This window comes from Streptomyces sp. NBC_01257, from assembly GCF_035917255.1.
GTDB lineage: Bacteria > Actinomycetota > Actinomycetes > Streptomycetales > Streptomycetaceae > Streptomyces.
In genome coordinates, this window is record NZ_CP108472.1 from 5,020,437 (window position 1) to 5,046,976 (window position 26,540).

Below are 26,540 nucleotides of genomic sequence, written 5' to 3' on the forward strand. Positions count from 1 at the left end.
GACGGTCGGCCCAGACCTCCGGGCCAACCGCCGTCTCTTCGTTACGTAGCCCGGCCGCGGTCATCGGCGGGCCGGCGCGGTCATCGGCCGGTCTGCGGCCGGATGATCCACTCGCCCTTGCGCATGACGCCCCTGAGCCGGAACTCCTCGTCCAGGACGACGAGGTCGGCGTCCTTGCCGGGCTCCAGCGAGCCGACCCGGTCGTACACGCCGAGGAGCCGTGCCGGGTTGGCGGAGATGGACTGCACCACGTCGCCGACCGGGATGCGGTCGATGGTGACGGCCCGGTGGAAGGCGGTGTCCAGGGTGAGGGTGGAGCCCGCGATGGAGCCGCCCTCGACGAGCCGGGCGACGCCGTCCCTGACCTCGACGGCGAGCGGGCCCAGCTGGTACTCCCCGTCGCCGAAGCCGGCCGCGTCCATGGCGTCGGTGATCAGCGCGACGCGGTGGGCGCCGGCGTGGTGGTAGGCCAGTTCCAGGGCGGCCGGGTGCAGATGCGTGCCGTCGTTGATCAGCTCGACCGTGATCCGCTCGTCCTCCAGGAGGGCGGCGATCGGGCCGGGCGCGCGGTGGCCGAGGGCCGGCATCGCGTTGTAGAGGTGCGTGGCGACGGTGGCACCCGCGTCGATCGCCTCGACGGTCTGCTCGTACGTGGCGTCGGTGTGGCCGATGGCGGCGATGACACCGTGCTCGGCGAGCAGCCGTACGGACTCGATGCCGCCGGGAAGTTCGGTGGCGAGGGTGAACATCTTCGCGGTGCCGCGGGCGGCGTCCATCAGCTTGCGGACCTCGGCCGGGTCCGGGTGGCGCAGCAGCTCCTCGCTGTGGGCGCCCTTGCGGCACGGCGAGATGAAGGGGCCCTCGAAGTGGATTCCGGCGAGGTCGCCCTGCTCGACGAGCTCGGAGAGGATGCCGGCCCGTTCGGCGAGGAAGTCCATCTCGCCGGTGACGGTGGAGGCGACCAGGGTGGTGGTGCCGTGCTCGCGGTGGGTGCGGACGCCGGTGAGGACGTCCTCCACGGTGCCGGAGGTGAAGGAGCCGCCACCGCCGCCGTGGTTGTGCATGTCCACGAAGCCGGGCACGACCCAGTGACCGGAGAGGTCGACGACCGGGGCGTCCTGTGCCGAACTGCCGGCGATGCGGGTGCCCTCGACGATCACCCGGCCGTTCTCGACGGTGCCGGTGGGGAGTACCACCCGGGCACCTGCGAGAACGGTGCTTTCTGCGCGTCCGGCCATCAGGCGGATACCTCCGTGGAGAGAAGATCCCAGGCGAGCAGCCCTGCGCCCAGGCATCCGGCGGTGTCCCCGAGGGCCGCCGGGACGATGTGGGGCAGCTTCTGGAACGTGACGCGTTCCTCGACGGCCGCACGGAGTGGTGTGAACAAGGTTTCCCCCGCCTCGGCGAGACCGCCACCGATGATGATCGTGCGGGGGTCCAGCAGGGTGAGCGCGGTGACGAGTCCGGCGGAGAGGGCGTCGACCGCGTCGCGCCACACCTCGACGGCCTTCGGGTCGCCCGATTCGACGGCCTTGGCGCAGTCGGCAGCGTCGGCCTTCGCGTCGCCGGACGCGGCGGCCCAGGCGCGGCTGACGGCGGCCGCGGAGGCCAGGGTCTCCAGACAGCCGCGCTGGCCGCAGGGGCAGTCCGGGCCGTCCGGCCGGACCACGATGTGGCCGATCTCGCCCGCGTAGCCGTGGGCGCCGGCCTCGATGCGGCCCGCGATGCCGATGGCGCCGGCGATGCCCGTGCCCAGCGGCACGAAGAAGAAGCGGTCGGCGCCCTTGCCCGCGCCGATCCGGCCCTCGGCGAGCCCGCCGGTCCTGACGTCGTGGCCGAGGGCCACGGGTACGCCGCCGAGCCGTTCGCCGAGCAGCCGGCGCATGGGTACGTCGCGCCAGCCGAGGTTCGCCGCGTAGACGGCGACGCCGTTCTCGGCGTCGACGATGCCGGGCACGGCGACGCCGGCCGCGAGGGCGCTCTCGCCGAGGTGCTCCTCGCCGTGCGCGCGCAGATCCGCGGCGAAGGCGAGGACCGACTCCACGACGGCGTCGGGACCGCGCTCCCTGCCGGTGGCGCGCCGTGCCTCGTGGAGCAGGGTGCCGTCGGCCCCGACCAGTGCGGCCTTCATTCCGGTGCCGCCCACATCGAGGGCGATGACGTGTTTCACGGGAAACAGTTTCGCCCGACGAACCCCAAAAGGTCTAGTCCACTATCGCTGTTTGTTGCGCATCCATACAAAAGTCGGGGGCGCAACACGGCCGCAACCCGCCGACATCCGTCCGCAACCGGCGGTCGGCGGGTACGGAACCTTTACGCGCCCGGCAGGATCACGCTGCGCGAGAGGTTGCGCGGGTGGTCCGGGTCGTACCCCTTGGACTCGGCGAGGACCACCGCGAGCCGCTGCGCCCGGATCAGGTCGGCCATCGGATCGGCGGAGCGGTGCGCGACGAGCGTCCCGCCGACGGCGGCCACCTCGCCCGCGAGCCCCTCGGGCAGGGCGCCGAAGACCCAGGCGACCCGGTGCGGGCCGGTGATGGCGATCGGGCCGTGGCGGTACTCCATCGCGGGGTACGACTCGGTCCAGGCACCCGCCGCCTCGCGCATCTTCAGCCCGGCCTCCTGCGCGAGCCCGTACGTCCAGCCGCGCCCCAGGAACGTCCACTGCTCGGCCGCGACCACCGCCTCGTCCAGCGGCTCGGTCACCGCCAGCTCCGCGTCCACGGCGGCCTCGGCGACCGTCTTCACCCCGGCAGGCAGCGGGCCCGCCGCCTCCAGGCCGGCCCGCAGGAAGGCCAGCGCGGTGGTGGCGAAGCGGGTCTGGACGACGGACTCCTCGTCCGCCCAGTCCAGGACGGCCACGGTGTCGGCGGCCTCCATCACCGGGGTCTTCGGGTCGGCCGTCAGCGCGACCGTGGCCGTCCGCCCGCGCAGCTCGCCCAGCAGCGCCAGCACCTCGCTGGTCGTGCCCGAGCGGGTGATGGCCACGACCCGGTCGTACGCCCGCCCGGCGGGGAACTCCGACGAGGCGTAGGCGTCCGTCTCGCCCTGCCCGGACGCCTCCCGCAGCGCGGCGTAGGCGATGGCCATGAACCAGGAGGTGCCGCACCCGGTCACGGCGACCCGCTCGCCCGGACGCGGCAGTCCGTCGAAGACCGCACCCGCCTCGGCGGCACGTCGCCAGCAGCTGGGCTGGGTGGCAATTTCTGCTGCGGTACGGGACATGCTGGACGGCTCCTTGCGGCTGGCGGATGGCTGGGAGGTCCGGCGACACCGCGGTGTCCGGGTGTCCGGCCGAGACCTCCTTAGCAGCCGCTCCGCGTCCGGTGCAATGCGGCTGCGTTGCGGAAGCGATACCCGTGTGGTGTAGACCTCCTGGTGAGGGGTGGGGGAAAATCGCAGCTCATCCGGAGGGCCCCATGCCGACGTGGGTGCCGCGGATGGCGTGATCAACGAGGACGGACTGGGCTGTGCAGCGGCGTTACTTGGGACTGACGGCGATTGTCGCCGCACTGGGGATGACGGCCACGCTGTCGGGCTGCGGCGGTGAGAGCGGCTCGGGCGACGTCACACTGAAGCTCGTCGCGGCCGACTACGGCACCGGCGAGGCGAACAAGTCCGACACGTACTGGGACGGGGTCGCCCGGAGCTTCGAGGCGTCCCACCCCGGCATCAAGGTCGACGTGACCGTCCTGCCGTGGACGGACATCGACCGCAAGGTCGCCGAGATGGTGAAGGCCGGAAAGGCCCCCGACATCGCGCAGATCGGCGCGTACGCGGACTACGCCAAGGCCGGCAAGCTCTACTCCGCCGACCAGATGCTCAGCATCCCGACCCAGGCGAACTTCCTGCCGAAGCTCGCGGAGGCCGGCCGGGTCAACCGCATCCAGTACGGGCTGCCGTTCGTCGCCAGCACCCGGCTGCTCTTCTACAACAAGCAGCTCTTCTCCAAGGCGGGTCTGCACGCCCCGCAGACCTGGGACGACATAGCCGCCGACGCCGCGGCGCTCAAGCAGCGCGGGGTGTCCTACCCCTTCGCGCTGCCGCTGGGCCAGGAGGAGTCCCAGGCCGAGACCATGATGTGGCTGCTCAGCGGCGGCGGCGGTTACACCGACGACGTCGGCTCGTACGACATCGACTCGGTCGAGAACGTGAAGACCTTCGACTGGCTGAAGTCGAACCTCGTCGACAAGGGTCTCGTCGGCCCGGTCGCCCCGGGCAAGCTCGACCGGGCCAAGGCCTTCGCGGCGTTCACCAAGGGCGAGGTCGGCATGCTCAACGGCCACCCGACCCTGATGGAGGAGGCCGAGAAGCAGGGCGTGGACGTCGGCATGGTGCAGCTGCCCGGCACCGACGGCCCCATCAAGGAGTCGATGGGCGTCGCCGACTGGATCATGGGGTTCAAGCAGAACGACCACCGGGTCGAGATCGGCAAGTTCTTCGACTTCATGTTCAGCGACAAGAACGTGATCGAGTTCGCCGACACCTACGACCTGCTGCCGGTCACCGACAGCGCGTCGGCCGCGATGGAGGACGACCCCAGGTTCAAGCCGCTGCACAAGTTCCTGGCCACGCTGCCCAACGCGGAGTTCTACCCGTTCGGCAAGACCTCCTGGGCCCAGGCCAGTGAGTCGATCAAGCAGAACATCGGCAAGGCGGTCCAGCCGGGCGCCAACCCCGGGAGCGTGCTCGAACACATCGCGCAGGAGTCGACGGCCGCGGAGAACGCGGAGTAGCGGCCCGCCGCCCGCGCAATATATTGGCTGATATGACCGCCCTCCCCCCGAACGGCCCCGCCGAGCCCGCCCCTCCTGCCGGACTCTCCGACCGGGACCGCGCGGTCCTGGCCGTCGAGCGGCAGTCGTGGGCGGGCCCGGGGGCGAAGGAGCGGGCGATCAGGGAGCGGCTCGGCATCTCCCCGACCCGCTACTACCAGCTGCTGAACGCCCTGCTCGACGACCGGCGGGCGCTGGAGGCGGACCCGGTGACGGTGAACCGGCTGCGGCGGGTGCGGGAGGCCAGGCGGGGGCGGCGGTGACATCCGACACGGGGCCCGCCGGTGAACCCCCCTACCGCTGGACGCCGGAACGGATGCGGGCGAGCAGGCCGTCGCCCCTCCCGATGAGGCAATCGCCCTGGGCCGGGGGAGCCGCGAAACCGTACGGCCGTCTCCTTCCCGGGGCCGTGCTCGACCTCACCGCGCCTCCCGTGCGGCCCGGCCGGCCGGCCAAGGGGGCTCAGGTGTGGACCCTGCTGCTGTCCGAACAGGGCCCGGCCGCCGAGGCCGCCGGTACCGACGCACTCACAGCGGCGGAACACGGGGTGTACGACGGGCTCGAACCGGGCGCGGCACGACGCCGGTTCGCCGTGGTCCGTGGTGGGCTGAGGCTGCTCGCCGCCGCCCGCCTCGGGTGTCCACCCGGTCGGATCGCCGTCCTGGACGGGACCTGTCCGCTGTGCGCACGGCTGCACGACAGCGTGGCGGCTGCGGAGGCGGCGGAGCCGGTGCACTTCTCCTGGGACCGGTGCGGCGATCTGGTCGTCTACGCGCTTTCCGGAACGACGGTGGGAGCAGGCGCGGCCCTGCTCGCCGAGGACGGTGCCCCGGACGCGGCGCCGGCCGCACGGCGGACGGCCCGCAGGACGGCCGGGGGCCGCGCGGTGATGCGCGGCGGGTGCGTGGGGCCGGGGATCATCGTGGACCGGACCGTGGACATGGTGGCCGTTCCGCACGGGTACACCGCCGCAGTGGTACGCCACACCGGCGCGGCCGGTCAGCCGGCCTGACCCGAACCGATGAACCGACGCGCCAGGTGGACCTGCAGCCCGGCCAGCCGCACGATGACCCACGGACCGGCGAAGAAGGTCACCACGCCTGCCGCGAAGTGCAGGGCGACCACGCCGATCGGATGAGGGCCGCCCCACGCCGGGTCCGGGTAGGGGCGCCAGCCCCACACCGGATAAGTGAGGTTGCGCGCGGAGACGAGCAGCCAGCCGGCTACGGCGGCGAACCCGAGCGCGCCCACGAGCATGTTGAGTACGAAGAACACGGCATGGCGGACGAAGCGCTTGTCCCCGGCGCGGCGGCCGATCTCCTCGCCCAGCCAGAACCGGGCACGCACACGCTCGAAGCCGGGGCCGACCACGGCGACCACGACCAGGATGAGAAGCAGAATCAGCGAACCGAGTGGCTGGTGACCGTGGTCCTGGGCGGCCTTCATTGGGTACTGCAAGGCCAGGACCAGGCCCAGCGCGAGTGGCAGCAGGAGGCCGTACAGCGCATATCGCCAGGTCTGACGCCGGAACGGGAGAAACAGCAGCCCCCGCAGACCGGCGGGCTCGTCCGCGGGAGTGAGCGGGGCACGGGGACGACGGGTGTTCGGCGTGCGAGGCATGGGGCGATTCTGCCTTGGGCGCGGACCTGCCAAGCAGTGATCAGGTGATCAGGGAGCGGGGTTCGGGGGCTGTGGGCCGGACCGCCCCCCGCTTTGGCCCACAGCCCTTAGGCTCGCCCCATGGGCAGCCACCCGCACACCCCACCCCTGCCGGCCCCGACCACCCCCGCCGGCCGGGAGGGCCTCGCCGCCCTCCTCGCCCGCCCCGACCGCGCAGTCATCGCACTCGACTTCGACGGAACGCTCGCCGACATCGTCCCGGACCCCGAACAGGCCCGCGCCCACCCCGGCGCCGTGGAGGCACTGGCCGCACTCGCCCCCAGGGTCGCCTCGATCGCCGTGATCACCGGCCGCCCGGCCGGCGTCGCGGTGCGCCACGGCGGCTTCGCCGGGGTCGCCGGACTGGATCACCTCGTCGTCCTCGGCCACTACGGCGCCGAGCGCTGGGACGCCGTCTCCGGCACCGTCCGCGCCCCAGCCCCGCACCCCGGCGTCGCCGCCGTGCGCGCCGAACTCCCCGGCGTACTGGACAGGTTCGACTCCTGGCACGGCACCTGGATAGAGGAGAAGGGGCAGGCGCTCGCCGTCCACACCCGCCGCGCCGCCGACCCGCAGGCCGCCTTCGAGGCCCTGCGCGGCCCCCTGGGCGAGCTCGCCGCCCGGCACGGACTGATCGTCGAACCGGGCCGCCTGGTGCTGGAGCTGCGCCCGTCCGGCATGGACAAGGGCGTGGCGCTCACCCAGTACGTGCGCGAGACCGGCGCCGAGTCCGTGCTCTACGCGGGCGACGACCTCGGCGACCTCGCCGCCTTCGCCGCCGTGGAGAAGCTCCGCACCGAGGGCCCCGACGGCACCCCGGGCCTGCTGATCTGCAGCGGCAGCGCGGAGGTGCCCGAACTGGCCGAGCGCGCCGACCTGTCGGTGCCGGGGCCGGGGGCCGTCGTAGAGTTCCTGGGGGCGTTGGCGCGCCAACTGGCCGCGAATTCAAGCTGATCGGGGCGGATCGCCTTCATGATCCGGTACTGCTGTGGCACTCTGTGGCAACTCGGTCGAGCACAGGGGGTCCGGTGGGCGAGGGAGACACGGCCGAGGGCGACGGCCTCGACCTGACGGATGCCGTACGGCTGCTGCGCAGGCAACTGACCGCCGCCCAGCGCGAGGCCGACGGCTCCGACGTCCGCTTCAGGGTCGGCGAGGTCACCGTCGAACTCGCGGTGCAGCTGACTCGCACCGGATCCGCCGGCGGCTCCCTGCGCTTCGGCGTGGTGGCCGTGGACGGCAAGCGGGACCGGGCGCAGAGCACCACCCACCGCATCCAGCTCACCCTGCACCCCCGGTCCGGTTCGGGCGGGGATCTGGAGATCGGCGACAACGACGGCTGAGGGCGCGACGGCCCGGGTACGGAGTCCCGGCCCCGGGGGGTGGCGGTGAAGTTCGATCGTGTGGTGCAGGTGCGCGGGAGCGACGGAACGGGCCCCGGCTCCTTCGGCACCGGCTGCCTCATCGCCCCCGGCCTCGTCCTCACCGCCGCGCACATCCTGCGCACCCCCGACGGAACGGTCCGCACCCCCGCGGTCACCTTCCCGGCCGACGGTGCGCCCGGCCCCTGGGCCGCCCGGGTGCTCTGGATCCGCTACGACGACAGCGTGGACGCCGCCCTGCTCGCGGTGAGCGGTCCGGCCGCGGTCCGGGCGGACGGCACCGAACCGCAGCGCTGGGGCGACCTCGTCACCCGCGTCGCCGCCCATCCGGTCGTCTCCTACGGCTATCCACGCAGCCAGCGGATCTCCCGCGGCGGTACGGTCCGCGCCGAGGAGCAGTTCGCCGGGCACATCAGCCCCGGCACCGGCGCGTCGGCGCGGCGCTGGGAACTTCTGAGCAACGACCCCGTGCCCGCCGTCGACGGGGAGGCGCGGGGCTGGGCCGGGATGTCCGGTGCCCCGGTCTTCAGCGGGGACCTGCTCCTGGGCGTCGTCCGTCAGGACCGGCGCGCGAGCGCCGGCAGCCGGCTCACCGCCACCCGCGGCAGCGAGATCCTGGCCGACGAGGGCTTTCGCGCCGCCCTGCGCGCCGCCGCGGTCCACGGGCGCCGCGAACCGTTCGCCGAGCCCGCCGAACTGGTGCCGCTGCTCGATCCCGCCACCCCCGAACGCGACCTGCGATCCCCGGCGATGCTGCTACGGGCCGACGTGGAGGCCACCCCGTTCCGTGGCCGCCTGCGGGAATGGGAGAACCTGCGGGAGTGGTGCCTCGGCCCGTCCGGGGTGCGCCCGCGTCCGGGCGGACCGGTCGGGAGCCTCGCGGTCCGGGTGCTCACCGGGCCCGGCGGCCAGGGGAAGAGCCGGCTGGTGCGCCGGCTGGTCGGGGCCGTCCACGAGGAACCCGGCTGGATCGCCGGTCTGTTCCGCAGCGACTTCTCCGACGAGGACCTGCACACGGGCCTGGACCCCGGACCCGGCGGAACACCGGGCGCCGCCCTGCACGCACTCGGTGACTGCGCCCGCAGCCTGCTGCTGGTCGTCGACTACGCCGAGTCCAGGCCGCGCTGGGTACGGCGGCTGATCGACCGCGCCCGGGCCACGGCGGCCGCCGGCCAGAGAGTCCGGCTGCTGCTGGTCGCACGCTCCTCCGGCGGCTGGCAGCTCGACCCGTACGGCACGGGCGTCGCCACCCACGAGGCCCTGGCCGCCGCCCTGACCACCGAACTCGGCCCGCTGGACGTCACGTCGGACGACCGCCGGGAGGCGTTCGGGGCGGCCCTGTACGGACTGGCCGAGCACCTGGAGCGGACCGACGGGCACGAGGACTACGACTGGACCGCCCTTGCCGCCGGGATAGCCGTCCCCGCGGAGATGTCCGGACGCCGCTACGCCACCGCCCTCAACGTCCAGATGGAGGCGCTCGCCGCGCTGCTCCAGGAGGGGCCGTCCCCCCTCGCGGTCGTCCCCGGCGAGGCGGTGGAGATGACCCTGCTCCGGCACGAGGAACGCTACTGGGCGCGCACCCTCGCCACCGGCGGCGAGCGGCCGCTGCCGATGCCCCTGATGCGCCGGGTGGTCGCAGCGGCGACGCTGTGCGGCGCCGCCGACGAGGACGAGGCGATGGAGGTCGTCGGCCGGGTCCCCGCCCTCGGCCGGGGCCGGGAGTGGGAGCTGGCCGCGGTGATCCGCCGCCTGTACCCCGGCACCGGGGACACCTATTGGGGGATGTTGCAGCCCGACCGGGTCGCGGAGTTCCAGGCCTCGCTCGTGGTGGCGGAGGTACCGGGGCTGCTGGCGATGACGATGGCGGGCGCGACGCCCGCCCAGCAGGTGCAGGCGCTGACCGTACTCAGCCGGTCCGTGGTGGCCCACGCCAACGCGGGCCGGACCCGGGAGCGCGACCTGGTCCTGGAGCGGCTGTATGCCCTGCTGGAGCAGCAGGACCTGTCGGCGGAGGTACTGCGGGCGGCGGCAGCCGCACTGCCGGAGGTCTCCGACGCGCTCACCAGGTTCGCCGTGCGGCTCACGGGGCGGCTCGTGGAGCGGTACCGGGAGTCCACGACGCAGGGGGAGGAGGACCTGGACGGGCTCGCCTGGGCGCTGGGGGAGTGGGCCCGCCGCAAGGCACGCACGGGCGACTGGCGCACCGCCGTGGCCGCGGGGCAGGACTCGGTGGACGTGCAGCGGGAGCGGGCTGTTCACGGGACCGCCGCCCAGGTGCGGATGCTCGCCGACGCGCTGATCGGGCAGTCCGACGACCAGGGATACGCGGGCGCCCGGCAGACCTCGCTCACGCTCGCCGAGGAAGCCGTGGAGCTGTGCCGCGGGCTGAACCGGAATGCCTGCGACGCCGACCCGGAGCTCCTGGCCAAGGCGCTGAACTGCCTGGCGTCGAGCTACGAGAGTGCCGCACGCTGGGCGGAGGGGCTGGCGGCGGCCGAGGAGTCGGTGGCCATTCGGCAGGAGTTCGCCGAGCGCGACCCGTCCAAGGCGGCCGCCCACGCCGCGTCGCTGCGCACCCTTGCCTCCTGCCTGACCGGCTCCGGGCTCGTCGAGGAGGGCCGGATCACCGTGGAGCGGGCGCTGGCCATCGAGCGCCGGCTGGCCACGGAGAACCCGGACGCCCATGCCGGCACCCTGGCCCGCACCCTGAACGCGCTGTCCTGGCACTACTGGCGCGAGGGGGCCGACTCGGGGCGTATCCGCCCCCTGTCGCAGGAGGCGGTCGACCTGCGGCGGCGGCTGGCCGCGGACAACCCGGACACGTACAACGCCGGTCTGGCGCTCTGCCTGGTCAACCTGTCCGCCGAGCAGCCCCTCGAACAGTCCCTGGAGACCATGGCCGAGGCGCAGGACCTGTACGACCTGCTGACGGAGACCACTGTGCTGATGCGGGCCAAGCAACTGCGTCTGCTGCTCAGCAACCGGGCGTGGGTACTGAACGAACTGGGCCGCGTGGACGAGGCCGTGGCGGTGATCGACGAGGCCCTCCACCACTCGCGCCTGCTGTACCGGGACCATCCGGTGGTCCAGAGCAGGGATCTGGCCAACGACCTGTCCAAGGCCGCCAGGTTCCGCAAGGCCGCCGGATATCCGGAGGAGGCGCTCGCCGCCGTGTCGGAGGAGGTCGAGGTCCGGCGCGGACTCGGCCGCCTGACCCCCGCACCCGACGGGCACAGCCTCGCCGAGTCGCTCCACGACCTGGCGCTTTCCCTGTCGGAGCGGGACAGGCCCGAGGAGGCGCTGGCGGCCGGGGACGAGGCGCTGGCGGAGTACGAGCGGCGCTGGCGCGAGGCACCCGGATCCGAGGCGTCCTGCTACGCGGCCGGTCTCGCGCTCGTGGCCTGGCTGCGGGTGACCCACGGCCTCGGCGGCGATCCCGTCCCCCTCAAGGAGCGCGCCGTCGCCGTGCTGCGTCCGTGGGCCGGGCGCAGCGAAGCCGACCGGGTACACCTCGCCGAGGCCCTGTGGGAGCTGGCCGATCACCTGTCCGCACCCGGCGGAATGCGTGCCCTCCTGAAGGCGCTGGCGCCGGCCGGGGAAGCCACCGGCTACCACGCCCGGCCGTCGGAGACTTCCGGACTTGTCCGGTCCGCGACGCGATGGGCCCAGCTGCTGGAGGCCTGCGGACGCGCCTCCGAGGCGCGTGACGTGCGGCTGCGCCACGGGCTGCCGATGGCGTGACCGACCCGGCCCCCATGACGGGTGTGACAGAAGTGATCCGTGTGAGCTGTGGATGCCGAAGGAGAGCCTGATGTCAGGACCGCAGGACGACCAGGTCACCGCCGACGGGGGGAGCCCCGGCCCGGAGGAGGGGGCGCCGCCGCCAGTGGGCGACGACAGCGCCGAAGACATGCTCTTCCGGTCGGTGGACCGGTTCTACGAGGAGTACCTCGCCGAGGTCGTGCGGCGGCGCGTCGACGGCGTCCACCTTGCCTGGTGCGCGCAGTGGTGGACGCACCCCGAGGCGATCGCCCGGATCGCCGCCATGTGGCGGGCCTTCGAGTATCTGCGCCATGACGCGTCGCTCGGTATGTCCCACTGGTGGCTGCACCACGCCGATCCGCATCTGGCCGTGCTGATGGATCCGCGCACCGGGCCGTTCGTCCTCTGCGCGGGGCCGGGCGGGCACAGCGCGGACATCGGCCCGCTGCCGGGAGACCCGTCACCGCCCGAGATGTGGGACCACCCGGCCTTCTCGCTCGACGCGGACGAGGCGCGGAATCCGTCGTCCTGAACTGACCACCCCGGCCTACTCCCCCCGCAGCGCCTCTAGCTGGTCCAGGAACCACTGCTGCGGCGGCAGCGCCGTGCCCGCCGCGGCCAGCCGCTTGGTGCGGGCCGCCCGCTCGTCGTCCGCCATCGTCAGCGCCTCGTGCAGCGCGTCGGCGGTGGCGGACACGTCGTACGGGTTCACCGTGATCGCGTCGGTCCCCAGCTCCTCGTACGCCCCCGCCTCCCGCGACAGCACCAGCGCGCAGCCGTGGTCGGAGACGACCGGGACCTCCTTGGCGACCAGGTTCATCCCGTCCCGGATCGGGTTGACGAGCGCGACGTCCGCCAGCCGGTACGCGGCCAGCGAGCGGGCGAAGTCGTCCTTGACGTGCAGGACGACCGGCGTCCAGTCCGCCGTCCCGTAGGCCTCGTTGATGGTGTCGGCGACGCGCTGCACCTCGGCGGTGTACTCCCGGTAGACCGCCAGGTCCTGCCGCGAGGGGTAGGCGAACGCGATGTGGACGACGCGCCCGCGCCATTCGGGCCGCCCGTCCAGCAGGGCGCGGTAGGCGTGCAGACCGCGGACGATGTTCTTCGACAGTTCCGTGCGGTCCACCCGCACGATCGTCTTCCGGTCCGGGCCCACCTGCTCCCGCAGCGCCGCCATCCGCTCGTCGACGTCCGCCTCGTGGGCGCGGCGGCGCAGGAAGTCCGCGTCGGCGCCGAGCCCGTGCACCCCGATCCGGGTGTGGCCGGTGCCGCCGAGGATCTCCGTGCAGCAGCCGATGAAGGCGTCCGCCCAGCGCCGGGTGAGGAACGCGGCCCGGTCCGCGCCGAGGATGCCGTGCAGCAGCTGGGCGGCGATGTCGTCGGGCAGCATCCGGAAGTAGTCGACGGGCGCCCACGGGGTGTGCGAGAAGTGGCCGATGCGCAGGTCGGGGCGGAGCTCGCGGAGCATGCCGGGCACCAGCGCCAGGTGGTAGTCCTGCACCAGGACCGCCGCACCCTCGCCCGCCTCCTCGGCGAGCGCCTCGGCGAAGGCCCGGTTGTACGTCTCGAAGGACGCCCACTGGCGGCGGAACTCCGCGTCGAAGACGGGCTCGACGGGGGTCTGGTAGAGCAGGTGGTGGACGAACCAGAGCACCGAGTTGGCGATGCCGTTGTACGCGTCGGCGTGCACGTCCGCGTCGATGTCGAGCATCCGGACGCCCGGCTCGGCGACACCGCGCCGCACCGCCTCCCGGTCACCGTCCCCGAGGGCCGCGCACACCCACGTCTTGTCGTCCACGGCGCTCAGGCCGGAGACGAGCCCGCCACCGCCCCGTTTGGCGTCGAGCGAGCCGTCCTCGCGCAGGGTGTACGAGACCGGGCCGCGGTTGGACGCGACGAGGACCTGGGCAGCGGGCTGAGGGACGTGCTCGGAGACCATGTTGCGGAATCTAGCCCGATCACCAACCGCCCAAACGTGCGAAGTCCGGCCACGTCATGCCGCGCGGCGCGAAACGTACTCCTCGATCTCCCGCATCGGCGGCCGCTCCTCGGTGTCCACGGGATACGTGTGCGGGACGAAGCCGTGCTCGCCGCGCTCGAACTGGGTCAGCGCCGGGCGCACCAGGTGGCCCCGGGAGAGGCGCAGCTGGGCGGTGCGGTAGATGGCGGCCGCCATCCGGCCGAGCGCCTGGCCGTCCTGGTGGCGGTGCCTGCGGACACCGACGTCGACCTGGGCGAGCGCGTCCAGGCCCACGGTGTGCAGGGAGTCGACGAGCAGCCCCAGCTCCACCCCGTAACCGACCGGGAACGGCAGCCGCTCCAGCAGGGACCTGCGCACCGCGTACTCCCCGCCCAGCGGCTGGACGAAGCCGGCCAGCTGCGGCCAGTGCAGATTGAGCAGCGGGCGCGCCACCATCTCGGTGACCCGGCCGCCCTGCCCCGTGGTGTCGCCGAAGGGACGGTCGTACATCGCCTTGACGAACTGCACCGACGGGTCGGTCAGCAGCGGGCCGACGATGCCGGACACGAAGTCCGCCGAGAAGTCCTTCAGGTCCGCGTCGATGAAGCACACGATGTCGCCACCGGTCACCAGGAGTGACCGCCACAGCACCTCGCCCTTGCCGGGGACGGCGGGCATCCGCGGCAGGATCGCGTCCCGGTGGATGACCCGGGCCCCCGCCCGGCGGGCGACCTCGGCGGTCGCGTCCGTCGAGCCGGAGTCGATCACCACCAGCTCGTCGACCAGCCGGGTCTTCTCCATGAGCTCGCGCCGGATGGTCGCGACGATGTCGCCGACCGTCTCCGCCTCGTTCAGCGCGGGCAGCACGACGCTGACGCTCCCGGCGCGCGACCCGGCGTTCCGGAGGCTGTCCCTGGCGGCCAGAAGACGGTCCAGCGGACGGTCGGCGGCCGACCAGGAACGCCTGGTCAGCCAGCGTTCGACCTCTTCCAGCACGGTCGATACTCCCTGTATGTGATCCATCTCGCGGTACGGACGACTATCTCAACAGTCCGGTGCTTCGGTTACAGTCTTGAACAACGCAGATGGCCGTCGCATGCCGGGGTCCGTCCGCCGATAAACGCCTGGATCCATGGTCCAGTGCCACAGCGCTCATCCAGAGGGACTGAGGGAACGGCCCGTTGAAGTCCCGGCAACCCTCCTGCCGACCGCGAGGTTCGGTAGGGAAGGTGCCAATTCCGTCTCGTGGCGAAATGCGTCACGAGGAAGATGAGGAGAAAGGGCCTCGCCATCATGGCTGTTGAGACTGTTGCAGCACACACCGAATCTTCCGTGGACCTCGGTCCCGCCGCGGCGCTTTCCTGCCGCGAATGCGGAGAGCGATTCCCCCTCGGCCCCCTTTTCGCCTGCGCGTCCTGTTTCGGGCCGCTCGAAGTGGCGTACGACCTGCCGAGCGGCTCCCCGGACGAGCTGAAGAAGCGCATCGAGGCCGGACCCAACAACATCTGGCGCTACGCGCCGCTGCTGCCGGTCCCCGCCGATGTCGCGGACAAGCCCAACATCAACCCCGGCTTCACCAAGCTGGTCAAGGCCGACAACCTCGCCCGTGAGCTGGGCGTCACCGGCGGCCTGTACGTCAAGGACGACTCCGGCAACCCGACGCACTCCTTCAAGGACCGTGTCGTCGCGATCGCCGTCGAGGCCGCCCGCGCCTTCGGATTCACCACCCTCTCCTGCTCCTCCACCGGCAACCTGGCCGGCGCCGTGGGCGCCGCCGCCGCCCGCGCCGGCCTGCGGTCCTGCGTGTTCATCCCGCACGACCTGGAGCAGGGCAAGGTCGTCATGGCCGCGGTGTACGGCGGTGAGCTGGTCGGCATCGAGGGCAACTACGACGACGTCAACCGCTTCTGCTCCGAGCTCATCGGCGACCCGCTCGGCGAGGGCTGGGGCTTCGTCAACGTCAACCTGCGCCCGTACTACGGCGAGGGTTCCAAGACCCTGGCGTACGAGATCTGCGAGCAGCTCGGCTGGCGGCTGCCCGACCAGATCGTCATCCCGATCGCGTCCGGCTCGCAGCTCACGAAGATCGACAAGGGCCTTCAGGAGCTGATCAAGCTCGGCCTCGTCGAGGACAAGCCGTACAAGATCTTCGGCGCCCAGGCCGAGGGCTGCTCCCCGGTCTCCGCCGCCTTCAAGGCCGGTCACGACGTCGTGCGGCCGCAGAAGCCGAACACGATCGCCAAGTCCCTCGCCATCGGCAACCCGGCCGACGGCCCGTACGTCCTGGACATCGCCCGCCGCACCGGCGGTGCCGTCGAGGACGTCAACGACGAGCAGGTCGTCGACGCGATCAAGCTGCTGGCCCGCACCGAGGGCATCTTCGCCGAGACGGCGGGCGGCGTGACGGTCGGCGTGACGAAGAAGCTCATCGAGGCCGGTCTGCTGGACCCGACGCTCACCACCGTCGTCCTGAACACCGGCGACGGCCTGAAGACGCTGGACGCGGTGGCCGCCACCTCACAGGTGAGCGCCACGATCCGCCCGAGCCTGGACGCCTTCCGCGACGCGGGCCTCGCCGCCACCAGCTGAGAAGCTTCTGACCACCCGAGACTTCAGGAAGGGCACACCATGAGCGTCAAGGTCCGTATCCCCACCATCCTCCGCACCTACACCGGCGGCCAGGCCGAGGTCCCGGCCGAGGGCGCGACCCTCTCCCAGGTCATCGAGTCCCTGGAGAAGGACCACCCGGGCATCGCCGCCCGCGTCCTGGACGACCAGGGCAAGCTGCGCCGCTTCGTGAACGTGTACGTCAACGACGACGACGTGCGCTTCGAGGGCGGCCTGGACGCGGTCACCCCGGACGGCGCCGGCATCTCGATCATCCCGGCCGTCGCCGGCGGCTGCTGAGCCACCGCTCCACCCCGTCACCGGAATTGCCCCCTCTGCGACAGAAGCGGAGGGGGCAATTCTGCATGGTTGAGCGCGGTACAGTGTGGGAAGTCCCCTCCGCTGCCCGTGCCGCCCGCATATGAGAATGCGCCTGGCCACGACAAGAAGCAGCCAAAGTGCCTGAACTCCTTGTGCCATAAGTCGCCTTTGCCTGGCCCGACTTGCCCTGGAATCTCATGAGATCCTCATATTCGGGCGATCGATGCTGCCCAGAATTCTCGTCCGATTGACCTGTTGCAGAGGGCAGTTGGGCAGATACATTCGGCCGCGGTCGACGCGTTCCGGCGCACGCACCCTCTCCTGTCGGAGGGTGAGTTCTGACCCGGGCCCGCGAAGTGCGGTCCTGTGCAAGGGCCAGTAATAGGGGAGTTAGGCATGGCTCAGGGCACCGTCAAGTGGTTCAACGCGGAGAAGGGGTACGGCTTCATCGCGGTCGACGGTGGTGCGGATGTTTTCGTCCACTACAGCGCGATCCAGATGGACGGATACCGCACCCTCGAAGAGGGTCAGCGAGTTGAATTCGAGATCTCGCAGGGCCAGAAGGGGCCGCAGGCGGACATGGTCAAGCTCGCCGTCGGCTGAGCCCGGCGCCGGCCGCGACACAGTCGGCCAACGACACTACTCACGCACGGAGGGCCCGTACCCCTGGGGTACGGGCCCTCCGTGCGTCCTGTGCCGCCTTCTCCGTCTCTCTCCGCCGCGCTTCGCCCCTCTCCGCTGTCCACATCCCGAGGGGGACGCTTGCACTCAAGGGGGTCGAGTGCTAATCATTGGGCTTAGCACTCTCCGGGTGAGAGTGACAGAAACTTGGACCGGGCCGGTGAGGCCCGCAGGTCCGCCGGGGCAAGGAACCGGCGGACAGGCAGGCCGTCCGTCGCGGGCGCCACTCGGTCCGGAGAATCCACCCCTGTCCGGGAGGACCACTTCATATGGCCAAGATCATCGCGTTCGACGAGGAGGCCCGGCGCGGTCTCGAGCGCGGCATGAACCAGCTCGCCGACGCCGTCAAGGTCACCCTTGGCCCCAAGGGTCGCAACGTCGTCCTTGAGAAGAAGTGGGGCGCCCCCACGATCACCAACGATGGTGTTTCCATCGCCAAGGAGATCGAGCTGGAGGACCCGTACGAGAAGATCGGTGCGGAGCTGGTCAAGGAGGTCGCCAAGAAGACGGACGACGTCGCCGGCGACGGTACGACCACCGCCACCGTTCTCGCCCAGGCGCTCGTCCGCGAGGGCCTGCGCAACGTGGCCGCGGGTGCCAACCCGATGGCTCTCAAGCGGGGCATCGAGAAGGCCGTCGAGGCCGTCTCCGCCGCCCTCCTGGAGCAGGCCAAGGACGTGGAGACCAAGGAGCAGATCGCTTCGACCGCCTCCATCTCCGCCGCTGACACCCAGATCGGCGAGCTCATCGCCGAGGCCATGGACAAGGTCGGCAAGGAAGGCGTCATCACCGTCGAGGAGTCCCAGACCTTCGGTCTGGAGCTCGAGCTCACCGAGGGTATGCGCTTCGACAAGGGCTACATCTCGGCGTACTTCGCCACGGACATGGAGCGCATGGAGTCGTCCCTGGACGACCCGTACATCCTGATCGTGAACTCGAAGATCAGCAACGTGAAGGACCTCCTTCCGCTGCTGGAGAAGGTCATGCAGTCCGGCAAGCCGCTGCTGATCATCGCCGAGGACGTCGAGGGCGAGGCCCTGTCGACCCTGGTCGTCAACAAGATCCGTGGCACCTTCAAGTCCGTCGCCGTCAAGGCTCCGGGCTTCGGTGACCGCCGCAAGGCCATGCTCGGCGACATCGCCATCCTCACCGGTGGCACCGTCATCTCCGAGGAGGTCGGCCTCAAGCTGGAGAACGCCGGTCTCGACCTGCTCGGCCGCGCCCGCAAGGTCGTCATCACCAAGGACGAGACGACGATCGTCGACGGCGCCGGTGACAGCGACCAGGTCCAGGGTCGCGTCAACCAGATCCGTGCCGAGATCGAGAACTCCGACTCGGACTACGACCGCGAGAAGCTCCAGGAGCGCCTCGCGAAGCTGGCCGGCGGCGTGGCCGTCATCAAGGCCGGTGCCGCGACCGAGGTCGAGCTCAAGGAGCGCAAGCACCGCATCGAGGACGCGGTGCGCAACGCCAAGGCCGCCGTCGAGGAGGGCATCGTCGCCGGTGGTGGCGTGGCTCTGCTCCAGGCCTCGGCCGTCTTCGAGAAGCTGGAGCTCTCGGGTGACGAGGCGACCGGCGCCAACGCCGTCAAGCTGGCGCTGGAGGCCCCGCTCAAGCAGATCGCCGTCAACGGTGGTCTCGAGGGTGGCGTCGTCGTCGAGAAGGTGCGCAACCTGCCGATCGGTCACGGCCTCAACGCCGCGACCGGCGAGTACGTCGACATGATCGCCGAGGGCATTCTCGACCCGGCGAAGGTCACGCGCTCCGCCCTGCAGAACGCCGCGTCCATCGCCGCGCTCTTCCTCACCACCGAGGCCGTCATCGCCGACAAGCCGGAGAAGGCCGCTGCCGGCGGCGCTCCGGGCGGCATGCCCGGCGGTGACATGGACTTCTGATCCTGACGGATCGGTAGTTCCTGCACAGCGGTACAAGACACCGGCCCCCGGGGATTCGTCCCCGGGGGCCGGTGTTTTCGTGCGTACGGGCCCGGCCCGTACGCACGGTCAGTCCGTGTCCAGCCCGTCGACCAGCCGGTTCAGGAAGCGGGCGAACGTGGCGTCCGGGGTGACCGGGCGGGCGGCCGACGCGAGGGCCGCCGCCAGTTCCGGGTGGTGGCCGTCAGCCGCGACGGCGGTGAGGTAGAGCACCTCGGCCGCGGCCCGGTCCGGTGACTGGGCCGCCTCGGCCAGCGCCACCTCGTGGGCCACGTGCCCGGCCACGAATGCGGTGAGCTGGGCGAAGACCTCAAGGCGGGCGCCGCCGTCCAGGCCGCTGGGCCGCAGGGCGGCCAGGGCGTGTTCCAGGAACGCCAGGGTGCGGGGGCCGAGCGTGCGGCGGGCGGGCACGGCGGTGGCCAGCCAGGGGTGGCGGAGCATGTGGTCGCGCTGGAGGTGCCCGATGGTCTTGAGGTCGGTGCGCCAGTCGCCGGTGAGCGGACCGGACGCCGGCAGTTCGCCGTTGACGTGGTCGATCATCAGGTCCAGCAGCGTCTCCTTGTCGGGGGCGTAGCTGTAGAGCGACATGACGCCGGCGCCCACCTCCGCCGCGACCCGCCGCATGGTGACCGCGTCGATCCCCTCGGTGTCGGCCAGGGCCACGGCCGCCACCGTGATCGCCTCGCGGCTGAAGGCGGGCGGGCGCCCCCGGCGGGGTCGGTCCGGGGCCAGCCAGAGTTCGCGGGGGTCGACGCCACCGGCGCCGGACCCGTCGGCACGGCTCACGATCCTGCTGTTCCCTTCCTCAGTGCACCTCTCCTGTCCCGCTCATCCAAGCATCGTCTATTCTCGTACACAGTACGAGAATGAGTTGAGTGACGGAGGCGAACGATGACATCACCCGCGCACGACGCCCTGCCGAGGCCCGCCCTGACGCCGTCGGCCGCGAAGCCGCCGCTGTCCGCCCGCATGATGCGCGCCACCTGGCGCAATCTCCCCGCCAAGCGCCACCGGGTCGGCCTGGAGCCGGGCCTCACGGTCCCCGCCGCCGACGGCAGCCCCCTGATCACCGACCACTACTTCCCCCGTGACGAGGGCGACTTCCCCACCCTCCTCGTGCGCTCGCCCTACGGGCGGGGCGTGCCGTGGTCCCCGCAGTACGGGATGCTCTTCGCCGAACAGGGCTTCCACGTCGTCCTCCAGAGCTGCCGCGGCACCGGCGGCTCCGGCGGCACCTTCGACCTCTGGCGCAACGAGGCCGCCGACGGCCTCGCCACGGTGGACTGGCTGCGCGAACAGCCCTGGTTCAACGGCACCCTGGGCACCGTCGGCCCCAGCTACCTCGGCTACGTCCAATGGGCACTCGCCCTGGACCCGCCGCCGGAGCTCAAGGCCATGGTCGTCCAGGTAGGCCTGCACGACCCGTACGCCCTCTTCCACACCGACGGCGTGCTCCACCTGGAGAACTCGCTCCTCGTCGGCACCGGCATGACCTACCAGCACCGCGGCATGCGGCCGTTCATCAAGGCGACCCTGCGCCTGAGGAACCAGCTGAAGACCCTCGCCGCCGCCCGCCCGCTCCGCGGCGCCTACCCGGCCGCGCTCGGGCAGGAAGTGCCCTGGCTGGACGAGGTGGTGACCCACCCCGACGCCGACGACCCGTACTGGCAGGGGGCATCGGCGGGCGCGGCGGCCGAGCGGCCGGGCATCCCCACCGCCCTGGTCACCGGCTGGCACGACGCCCTCGCCGACCAGACCTTCGCCCAGTACGCCCGGCTGCGCGCGGCCGGCGGCGAGGCCGCCCTGCTCGTCGGCCCCTGGACCCACACCTCCGCCCTTCAGAAGGGCTGGCCCGAGGTGTTCGCCGAGTCGCTGGCCTGGCTCCGCGCCCACCTGTGCGACGACCCCTCCCAGCTGCGCCCCACCCCCGTACGCGTCCACACGGGCGGCGCGGACGCGGGCTGGCAGGACCTCGACGCCTGGCCGCCCACCCCGGCCGCCACCTCCTGGTTCCCCACCGCCGACGGTCACCTCACCCGGCAGCCGCCCACCGACCCCGCCCCGCTGACGTCCTTCCGCCACGACCCCAACGCCCCCACCCCCTCCCTCGGCGGCCCGCTGCTCTCCGCCACGGCGGGCCCCCGGGACAACGCCACGCTGGAGTCCCGCGACGACGTCCTCACCTTCACCGGCCCGGTCCTGACCGAACCCGTCACGGTCCTGGGCGCGGTCTCCGCACGGATCAGCGCCGCCACGGACACCGGGCACGCGGACGTCTTCACCCGGCTGTGCGACGTGGACGCGACGGGCCGCTCCACCAACGTCTGCGACGGGCTCGCCCAACTGCGTACGTCGGGTGAGGAACCGGCCCGTGTCACCGTCCCGATGAGCGTCACCGCGTACCGCTTCGCCGCGGGACACCGCATCCGCTGGCAGATCAGCGCGGGCGCGCACCCGCGCTATGCGCGCAACCCCGGCACGGGCGAATCCCGGGTGGAGGCGACGGAGTTCGTGCCGGTGCGGGTCACCCTGCACGCGGACTCGGAGCTGACGCTGCCCACGGACGGTCCCGCCACCGGCTGAGTACCGGTACGGATCACCGTGCACGCGGGCCCCTGCCCGGTGCTGTCGAGGGCTGATCCCGCGATGATCAGCACCGCGTGGCCGGCACGCCCGGGCTTACCATGCACTCGGTGCCCGATGGCCACCGGACAGCGGAGGGCGGGGGCATGGAACTCGACGAGCTCGGCCTCGTGCCGGACGAAGCGACCGTCTACCGGATGCTCATCGCCCGGACGTCGGTCCGTGCGGAAGCGATCGGCGACGCGGCTGGTCTGCCCGCCGAAAGGGCGACCGCCGCACTGCGCTCCCTGGTGGCCCGTGGCCTCGTCGTCCGCGCCGCCGACGGCCACCGGTATTCCGCGGCGCCCCCGGCCGTCGCGCTGGGCGCCGAGCTCGCAGCGCACCGCGAGCGGCTGCAGCGTGCCGAGGTGACGGTGGCGCGGCTCGCGGAGACGTACCGCATGGCGACCGCGGACCGTGCCCAGCGCGAACTCGTGGAGATCGTCGAGGGCAGCGAGGCCATCGGCACCCGCTACCGGCAGTTGCAGCTGTCCGCACGCCGCACCATCGACATCTTCTCGGCGGGCAGGCCCCAGGCGGTCACCCCGGCGGACAGCGAGGAGGTGACGGCCATGGCCCGCGACGTGCGGGTGCGTGCCGTCATCGACCAGGGCTTCCTGCGCGAACCGGGCGCCGCGGAGAACGTCGCGCAGTCCCTGGCCGACGGGGTCCGGGTGCGGACCGTCACCGAAGTGCCGTACAAGCTGATCCTCTGCGACGAATCCGTGGCGATGCTGCCGCTGCACGGCCGGGACGCCGACGTCGACCCGGCGGTCGTGCTGCGCGGCGGCCTCGCCCACATGGCCCGGGAACTGTTCGAGCAGGTGTGGGAGCGCGCCAGCCCCTACCAGGAGGCGGCGGGCGTCGGCATCGACCCGGTCGACGTGCACATCCTGCGACTGCTGCTCGCCGGGCTCACCGACACCGCCGTTGCCACGCAGGTGGGTCTCTCGGCCCGGACCGTGCAGCGCCGCATCCAGCTGATGATGTCCCACGCCGGTGCGACCTCGCGGCTCCAGCTGGGCTGGTACGCCGGACAGCACGGGTGGGTGTGACCCCCCTCCGGCCACACCCACCCTGATCGCGACCCCGTCTACTTCAGGGTGATGGCCCGGATCACGTCCTGGCCGATCGTCAGCCCGCCCGGTGCCCCGGCCGCGGCCCGCAGCGACACCGACTTCGCGGCGCGCGGTGTGTCCAGGACCGTCGTCCAGCGGCCGTCACCGGCCCGCTTGAGCCTGGCGTCCCGCCAGGTCACCCCGTCGTCGTACGAGACCTGAAGGGTGGCCGACGTGGCAGCGGTCGCCCCGTCGTACGTCGCCGAACGCAGGCCCAGGGTGAGGCGCTTGCCCGCCCTGGCCGTGCCCTGCAGATCCGTGGCGACGTCGTAGTCGAGGTTCAGCATCGGCACATCGGCACGGGCCGTACCCGTCGGCAGCGGCTTGTAGTCGAAGCCCCACGTCGTGCTCGTGCTCGTGGTGCCGGGCCAGGCGGCGGTGGCGCGCTGCCCGGTCGCGACGAGCTTGTACGAGCCCGCCGTCATGTTGGAGGCACGGCCCGACTGGGCCTTGGCCGTGGCCAGCTGGGTGTCGCCGCGGTAGAGCGTGGTCTGCTTGGTGCCGCCGCCGGCCCCGACATGGCCGTCGTCGCCGCCGGACCACATCGCGACGTTCCAGTTCAGGGTGTTGCTGCTCGTCTGGTACGGGACGTACGTGTCGCCAAGGCGCGCGGCCTGGACCGGCTTGAACCAGCCGCCGTCATAGCGGCGGCCACCGGCGTACGAGTCCGTCGAACCGCGCTCGAAGTAGCCGTCCGCCGCTCCGAGTCCGGTGTGCTGCTCGTACCAGGACCCGACGGCGGTGGTGCCGCCGGTGACGTACTCCGTCGTCGTCCGCGACCACTTCTCGTAGGCGTCACCGCCCAGCCCCGGGCCCCACGCCGGGATGAAGTAGCGCCCGCCGTAGCCGAGGGTGCCCGGCGCCGCGTACACGCTGTTGTTCACGCGGGCCAGATCGTGGTCGTCCGGCTTGTACGCCAGGGACTTGTCCGGGATGACGTCCTTGAACTGCTGCACCAGGTCGTAGCTGTAGTCCGGGTACTGCTGCTGCTTCACCCGCAGCCGGCCCTTCCCCGACTTCGCCTCCGAGACCAGGCGTGCGCCGTCGCCCTGCCGCACGGAGGCGACGGTGAGCCCGTCGCCGCCGCCGTAGCTCTGGTACAGCCGCCCCGGGGTGTTGTTGACGACGACGAGCAGCGTCGCGCCCGCGTCGGCCGCGGCCTGGGCACGTGCGGCCGGGGTCACGTCGTCGGTGCGGTCGACGATCACGGCCTTGCCGCGCACGTCATGGCCGGTGTAGTCGGCCGCCGCGCCCCGGCCCGCGTACACGGTGCGCAGGCTCGACGAGCCGTCGTGGTAGGCGGTGTTCGGCTGCGGCGTCAGCTCGATGTCCCGCCCGCTGCCGGTCTCGGCGTCGAGCGCCTTCTGCCGCAGCCGCCAGTGCAGGAACGCGCGCATCGAACCGTCCGACACCTTCTTCGTCGGCGCCAGGTACAGCGAGTCGTACTTGGCGGCCAGTATCCAGGAGGTGGACCAGTTGACGCCCGCGCCGGCGTCGTAGGTGCGCTGGAGGTTGAAGACGGCCTGCGTCTCCTCGCTCTCGCGCTCCGGGACCGCGTACGCCTTGCGCACCTTCGTCGCGTCCAGGTCGGCCGTGCCGGACGCGTGGCCGTCGCCGAGCGTGGCCTCGTCCGAGATCAGCAGCGCCTGGCCGAGCGAGTCGGCGGTGTCGCCGGGCACCTCGGCGTAAGACGTGGTGGTGTAGCGGCCGGGCGGCAGACGCAGCGTCTTCGTACCGTCGACGGCGATGAGCGCGGCGTCGGCGGAGTCCGCCGTGTGCAGCGTGACGTTGCCGGACTGCGGTTTCCCGTCCCGGCCCGTCAGCTTGATGGTGTAGTCGTACATCTCCGCCTCCTTGAAGAGGGCGAAGCCGGTGTGCGCGACCGTGCGGCCGGTCGCGGTGTCCGTGGCGACGACATGGCCGGAGAACGTGGTGCCCGCGGGGACCTTCGACGGGTCGAGGGTCAGGGTCACCTCGGTGGTGCCGTGCGCGGGGACCGTCACCGAGGACTGCGACAGCGTGTACGCGTCGGCGTCGGTGTCGAGGGCGAGGGCCAGCGTGACGTCCTCGTCGCCGTCATTGCGGTAGGTGACCGTGCGGGTCGCCGTCTTCGCGTCGGCGTTCGGCCAGTCGTAGGCGGCGGCCTCGACGGAGCCCGTCGCCTCGATGGTGGAGCTGATGGCCGAGGCCACGTTCACCCGGCCGATGCCCGCCGCGTACGGTGTCTCGGCGGCCCTGTCCGACGTCGACATCAGCGCGTTCTTGATGCGCTCGCCGCTCCAGTCGGGGTGCCGCTGCTTGAGAATCGCGGCCGATCCCGCGACGAGCGGCGTCGCCATCGACGTACCGCTCATCGTCCGGTACAGGCCGCCCGTCCAGCCCGGCACCGACTGCGAGGCGGCGGCGGTCACGTCCGTGCCGGGCGCGGAGACGTCCGGCTTGAGGCTGTGCGTGCGGATCAGCGGGCCCTGGCTGGAGAACACGGCACGGTCGTCGTTCCTGTCGACCGCGGCCACCGTCAGCGCGGAGGCGGCGGCGCCCGGGGAGCCGATGGTGCCCGGGTCGTAGGCGTTGCCCGCCGCGATGACGAACAGCGGACCGCCGTCCGCGGAGAGCTCGTTCACGGCCTGCGACGTCGGGTCCGTGCCGTCGGACCCGTCGGGGGTGCCGAGGCTCATCGACACGATGTCCGCGCCCTGCGCCTTGGCCCACTCCATGCCCGCGATCGAGTACGACTCCTCGCCGGTGCCCTCGTCGCCGAGCACCTTGCCGACCAGGAGGCGGGCCCCCGGGGCCGCGCCCTTCTCCTTGGCGCCGGAGGCGGCTCCGGTACCGGCGATGGTGGAGGCGGTGTGCGTGCCGTGTCCGTTGCCGTCGTCGACGCTCTGGCCGGGCACGAAGCTCGCGGTGGCGTCGACCTGCCCGACGAGGTCCGGGTGGTCGAGGTCGGCGCCGGTGTCGAGCACGGCGACCTTGACGCCCGTGCCGTCCAGGCCCTGCTGCCAGGCGTCCGTGGCCTTGATCTGCGCGGTCTCGGTGGCGAGCGAGGCCTCGACCTTGCCGTCGAGCCACAGCTTGCCGATGCCGCCCGACAGGGACTTCGGGTCGGAGCCGGGCGCGATGCCCTTCCAGAACGACGTGGCCCGCCCCTTGTCGGCGCGCAGCGCGTTCGCGTGGATCGAGGAGAGCGTACGGACCGACTCGGCGCCCTTGGGCGTGGCCGGGGCCGGGGCCGGGGCCGCGGCCCCGGTCCTCGCCGAGCGGGCGGCGGCCGGGGCGGTCGCGATCACCGGGACGGTGTCCGTGTGTGCGTCGTCATAGCCCATCGCCACCAGTCCGGTGACGTTGAACAGCCGCTCGTCGAGCCTTCCGGCGGCGAGCAGCGACATGGCCTGGCGCGGGATGACGTACGTGTCGTCGCCGCGGGTCTGCACCTCGACGCCTGCGGAGCCGTCCTCGGCCGGGTCCACGGTCACCACGTCGTGGTTGCCGGGCAGGTCGGTGTAGTGCACCAGATCACCGGTGACGAGGGTGATCTGGTAGGACTTGCCGGCCGGTGCACCGGCCCCCGTCCCGGCGGCCGGATCGGCGTCGGCCGCCGGGGCTGTGACCGATCCCCAACCGATGAGAGCCATGGTGAGCGCGGTGGCGGCGGGGAGGTAGCGGCGTCTGGGTATGGATCGCATGGGAACGGTTTATCCGGTCCGGAACACCTT

At 72.1% G+C, this 26,540-nt stretch carries 21 protein-coding genes and 1 riboswitch; of the genes, 13 read left to right on the forward strand and 8 right to left on the reverse strand.

The features are described from left to right. Positions 1-80: 80 nt before the first annotated feature. The 3 genes from nagA to OG408_RS21720 form a co-directional block, all read right to left on the reverse strand. Positions 81-1,238 (reverse strand): N-acetylglucosamine-6-phosphate deacetylase, encoded by a 1,158-nt coding sequence (gene nagA, locus OG408_RS21710; RefSeq protein ID WP_266780940.1) that lies wholly within the window; start codon positions 1,236-1,238, stop codon positions 81-83. After that, positions 1,238-2,170: an ROK family protein gene (locus OG408_RS21715; RefSeq protein WP_285570822.1), complete on the reverse strand. Its 933-nt coding sequence runs from the start codon at positions 2,168-2,170 to the stop codon at positions 1,238-1,240. Before OG408_RS21715 ends, nagA begins: the two co-directional genes overlap by 1 nt. Before the next feature lie 143 nt (positions 2,171-2,313). Next, positions 2,314-3,225 carry an SIS domain-containing protein gene (locus tag OG408_RS21720; protein ID WP_266780944.1) on the reverse strand — a complete coding sequence of 304 codons (912 nt, stop codon included), beginning with the start codon at positions 3,223-3,225 and terminating at the stop codon, positions 2,314-2,316. A 293-nt stretch (positions 3,226-3,518) separates the two neighbouring features. On the opposite strand from OG408_RS21720, the gene OG408_RS21725 reads away from it, so the two are divergent. The 3 genes from OG408_RS21725 (at position 3,519) to OG408_RS21735 (ending at position 5,787) form a co-directional block, all read left to right on the forward strand. After that, on the forward strand, positions 3,519-4,736 hold the full coding sequence (locus OG408_RS21725; protein ID WP_266780946.1) for an extracellular solute-binding protein: 1,218 nt from the start codon (positions 3,519-3,521) through the stop codon (positions 4,734-4,736). Positions 4,737-4,768: 32 nt separating this feature from the next. Next, positions 4,769-5,038 (forward strand): DUF3263 domain-containing protein, encoded by a 270-nt coding sequence (locus OG408_RS21730; protein ID WP_285570825.1) that lies wholly within the window; start codon positions 4,769-4,771, stop codon positions 5,036-5,038. 146 nt (positions 5,039-5,184) lie between these two features. Beyond that, complete coding sequence (locus OG408_RS21735) at positions 5,185-5,787, forward strand: hypothetical protein (RefSeq protein ID WP_326671460.1); 603 nt, start codon at positions 5,185-5,187, stop codon at positions 5,785-5,787. Here OG408_RS21735 and OG408_RS21740 read toward each other — a convergent pair. Next, positions 5,775-6,395, reverse strand: a complete 621-nt coding sequence (locus OG408_RS21740; RefSeq protein ID WP_326671462.1) for a sensor domain-containing protein — start codon at positions 6,393-6,395, stop codon at positions 5,775-5,777. The genes OG408_RS21735 and OG408_RS21740 overlap by 13 nt on opposite strands. 120 nt (positions 6,396-6,515) lie before the next feature. Here OG408_RS21740 and otsB point away from each other — a divergent pair, with 120 nt between their 5' ends. The 4 genes from otsB (at position 6,516) to OG408_RS21760 (ending at position 12,113) form a co-directional block, all read left to right on the forward strand. Continuing rightward, entirely contained in the window at positions 6,516-7,388 is an 873-nt protein-coding gene (gene otsB, locus OG408_RS21745) for a trehalose-phosphatase (RefSeq protein WP_326671464.1), read from the forward strand. Between the two features lie 74 nt (positions 7,389-7,462). Continuing rightward, a complete protein-coding gene (locus OG408_RS21750; RefSeq protein WP_326671465.1) occupies positions 7,463-7,777 on the forward strand; it encodes a trypco2 family protein in 315 nt (104 codons plus the stop codon). Positions 7,778-7,822: 45 nt separating this feature from the next. Then, the gene (locus tag OG408_RS21755; protein WP_326671467.1) at positions 7,823-11,560 is read left to right on the forward strand and encodes a trypsin-like peptidase domain-containing protein; all 3,738 of its coding nucleotides are present in this window, start codon (positions 7,823-7,825) and stop codon (positions 11,558-11,560) included. Positions 11,561-11,630: 70 nt separating this feature from the next. Further along, positions 11,631-12,113, forward strand: coding sequence for a DUF4913 domain-containing protein (locus OG408_RS21760; RefSeq protein ID WP_326671469.1), 483 nt, complete (start codon positions 11,631-11,633; stop codon positions 12,111-12,113). Between the two features lie 15 nt (positions 12,114-12,128). Here OG408_RS21760 and OG408_RS21765 read toward each other — a convergent pair whose 3' ends face one another. Both OG408_RS21765 and OG408_RS21770 read right to left on the reverse strand, forming a co-directional pair. Further along, on the reverse strand, positions 12,129-13,520 hold the full coding sequence (locus OG408_RS21765; RefSeq protein ID WP_326671471.1) for an alpha,alpha-trehalose-phosphate synthase (UDP-forming): 1,392 nt from the start codon (positions 13,518-13,520) through the stop codon (positions 12,129-12,131). 54 nt (positions 13,521-13,574) lie between these two features. Further along, positions 13,575-14,537, reverse strand: coding sequence for a glucosyl-3-phosphoglycerate synthase (locus OG408_RS21770; protein WP_266780979.1), 963 nt, complete (start codon positions 14,535-14,537; stop codon positions 13,575-13,577). A gap of 153 nt (positions 14,538-14,690) precedes the next feature. Beyond that, a riboswitch (SAM riboswitch) is annotated at positions 14,691-14,817 on the forward strand. A gap of 17 nt (positions 14,818-14,834) precedes the next feature. On the opposite strand from OG408_RS21770, the gene thrC reads away from it, so the two are divergent. The 4 genes from thrC (at position 14,835) to groL (ending at position 19,045) form a co-directional block, all read left to right on the forward strand. After that, positions 14,835-16,130 carry a threonine synthase gene (gene thrC / locus OG408_RS21775; protein WP_266780981.1) on the forward strand — a complete coding sequence of 432 codons (1,296 nt, stop codon included), beginning with the start codon at positions 14,835-14,837 and terminating at the stop codon, positions 16,128-16,130. Between the two features lie 39 nt (positions 16,131-16,169). Beyond that, positions 16,170-16,448, forward strand: a complete 279-nt coding sequence (locus OG408_RS21780; RefSeq protein ID WP_148019364.1) for a MoaD/ThiS family protein — start codon at positions 16,170-16,172, stop codon at positions 16,446-16,448. 417 nt (positions 16,449-16,865) lie between these two features. Next, on the forward strand, positions 16,866-17,072 hold the full coding sequence (locus OG408_RS21785) for a cold-shock protein (RefSeq protein WP_003967346.1): 207 nt from the start codon (positions 16,866-16,868) through the stop codon (positions 17,070-17,072). A gap of 347 nt (positions 17,073-17,419) precedes the next feature. Next, on the forward strand, positions 17,420-19,045 hold the full coding sequence (groL, locus tag OG408_RS21790; RefSeq protein ID WP_123524516.1) for a chaperonin GroEL: 1,626 nt from the start codon (positions 17,420-17,422) through the stop codon (positions 19,043-19,045). A gap of 108 nt (positions 19,046-19,153) precedes the next feature. Here groL and OG408_RS21795 read toward each other — a convergent pair whose 3' ends face one another. Further along, a complete protein-coding gene (locus OG408_RS21795) occupies positions 19,154-19,870 on the reverse strand; it encodes a TetR/AcrR family transcriptional regulator (protein WP_266780986.1) in 717 nt (238 codons plus the stop codon). A 105-nt stretch (positions 19,871-19,975) separates the two neighbouring features. Here OG408_RS21795 and OG408_RS21800 point away from each other — a divergent pair, with 105 nt between their 5' ends. Next, positions 19,976-21,667 carry a CocE/NonD family hydrolase gene (locus OG408_RS21800; protein ID WP_326671473.1) on the forward strand — a complete coding sequence of 564 codons (1,692 nt, stop codon included), beginning with the start codon at positions 19,976-19,978 and terminating at the stop codon, positions 21,665-21,667. Positions 21,668-21,777: 110 nt separating this feature from the next. Continuing rightward, the gene (locus OG408_RS21805) at positions 21,778-22,761 is read left to right on the forward strand and encodes a helix-turn-helix domain-containing protein (RefSeq protein ID WP_326671475.1); all 984 of its coding nucleotides are present in this window, start codon (positions 21,778-21,780) and stop codon (positions 22,759-22,761) included. Positions 22,762-22,799: 38 nt separating this feature from the next. On the opposite strand, the gene OG408_RS21810 is transcribed toward OG408_RS21805, so the two are convergent. Beyond that, a complete protein-coding gene (locus OG408_RS21810; protein WP_326671477.1) occupies positions 22,800-26,510 on the reverse strand; it encodes a S8 family serine peptidase in 3,711 nt (1,236 codons plus the stop codon). Positions 26,511-26,540: the final 30 nt, after the last annotated feature.

What these genes read in the sequence shown, in the direction of transcription:
- nagA (WP_266780940.1), bottom strand. Translation starts at nt 1,238, where the DNA reads ATGGCCGGACGCGCAGAAAGCACCGTTCTCGCAGGTGCCCGGGTGGTA.
- OG408_RS21720 (WP_266780944.1), bottom strand. Translation starts at nt 3,225, where the DNA reads ATGTCCCGTACCGCAGCAGAAATTGCCACCCAGCCCAGCTGCTGGCGA.
- OG408_RS21725 (WP_266780946.1), top strand. Translation starts at nt 3,519, where the DNA reads ATGACGGCCACGCTGTCGGGCTGCGGCGGTGAGAGCGGCTCGGGCGAC.
- OG408_RS21730 (WP_285570825.1), top strand. Translation starts at nt 4,769, where the DNA reads ATGACCGCCCTCCCCCCGAACGGCCCCGCCGAGCCCGCCCCTCCTGCC.
- OG408_RS21740 (WP_326671462.1), bottom strand. Translation starts at nt 6,395, where the DNA reads ATGCCTCGCACGCCGAACACCCGTCGTCCCCGTGCCCCGCTCACTCCC.
- otsB (WP_326671464.1), top strand. Translation starts at nt 6,516, where the DNA reads ATGGGCAGCCACCCGCACACCCCACCCCTGCCGGCCCCGACCACCCCC.
- OG408_RS21760 (WP_326671469.1), top strand. Translation starts at nt 11,631, where the DNA reads ATGTCAGGACCGCAGGACGACCAGGTCACCGCCGACGGGGGGAGCCCC.
- OG408_RS21765 (WP_326671471.1), bottom strand. Translation starts at nt 13,520, where the DNA reads ATGGTCTCCGAGCACGTCCCTCAGCCCGCTGCCCAGGTCCTCGTCGCG.
- thrC (WP_266780981.1), top strand. Translation starts at nt 14,835, where the DNA reads ATGGCTGTTGAGACTGTTGCAGCACACACCGAATCTTCCGTGGACCTC.
- OG408_RS21780 (WP_148019364.1), top strand. Translation starts at nt 16,170, where the DNA reads ATGAGCGTCAAGGTCCGTATCCCCACCATCCTCCGCACCTACACCGGC.
- OG408_RS21785 (WP_003967346.1), top strand. Translation starts at nt 16,866, where the DNA reads ATGGCTCAGGGCACCGTCAAGTGGTTCAACGCGGAGAAGGGGTACGGC.
- groL (WP_123524516.1), top strand. Translation starts at nt 17,420, where the DNA reads ATGGCCAAGATCATCGCGTTCGACGAGGAGGCCCGGCGCGGTCTCGAG.
- OG408_RS21800 (WP_326671473.1), top strand. Translation starts at nt 19,976, where the DNA reads ATGACATCACCCGCGCACGACGCCCTGCCGAGGCCCGCCCTGACGCCG.
- OG408_RS21810 (WP_326671477.1), bottom strand. Translation starts at nt 26,510, where the DNA reads ATGCGATCCATACCCAGACGCCGCTACCTCCCCGCCGCCACCGCGCTC.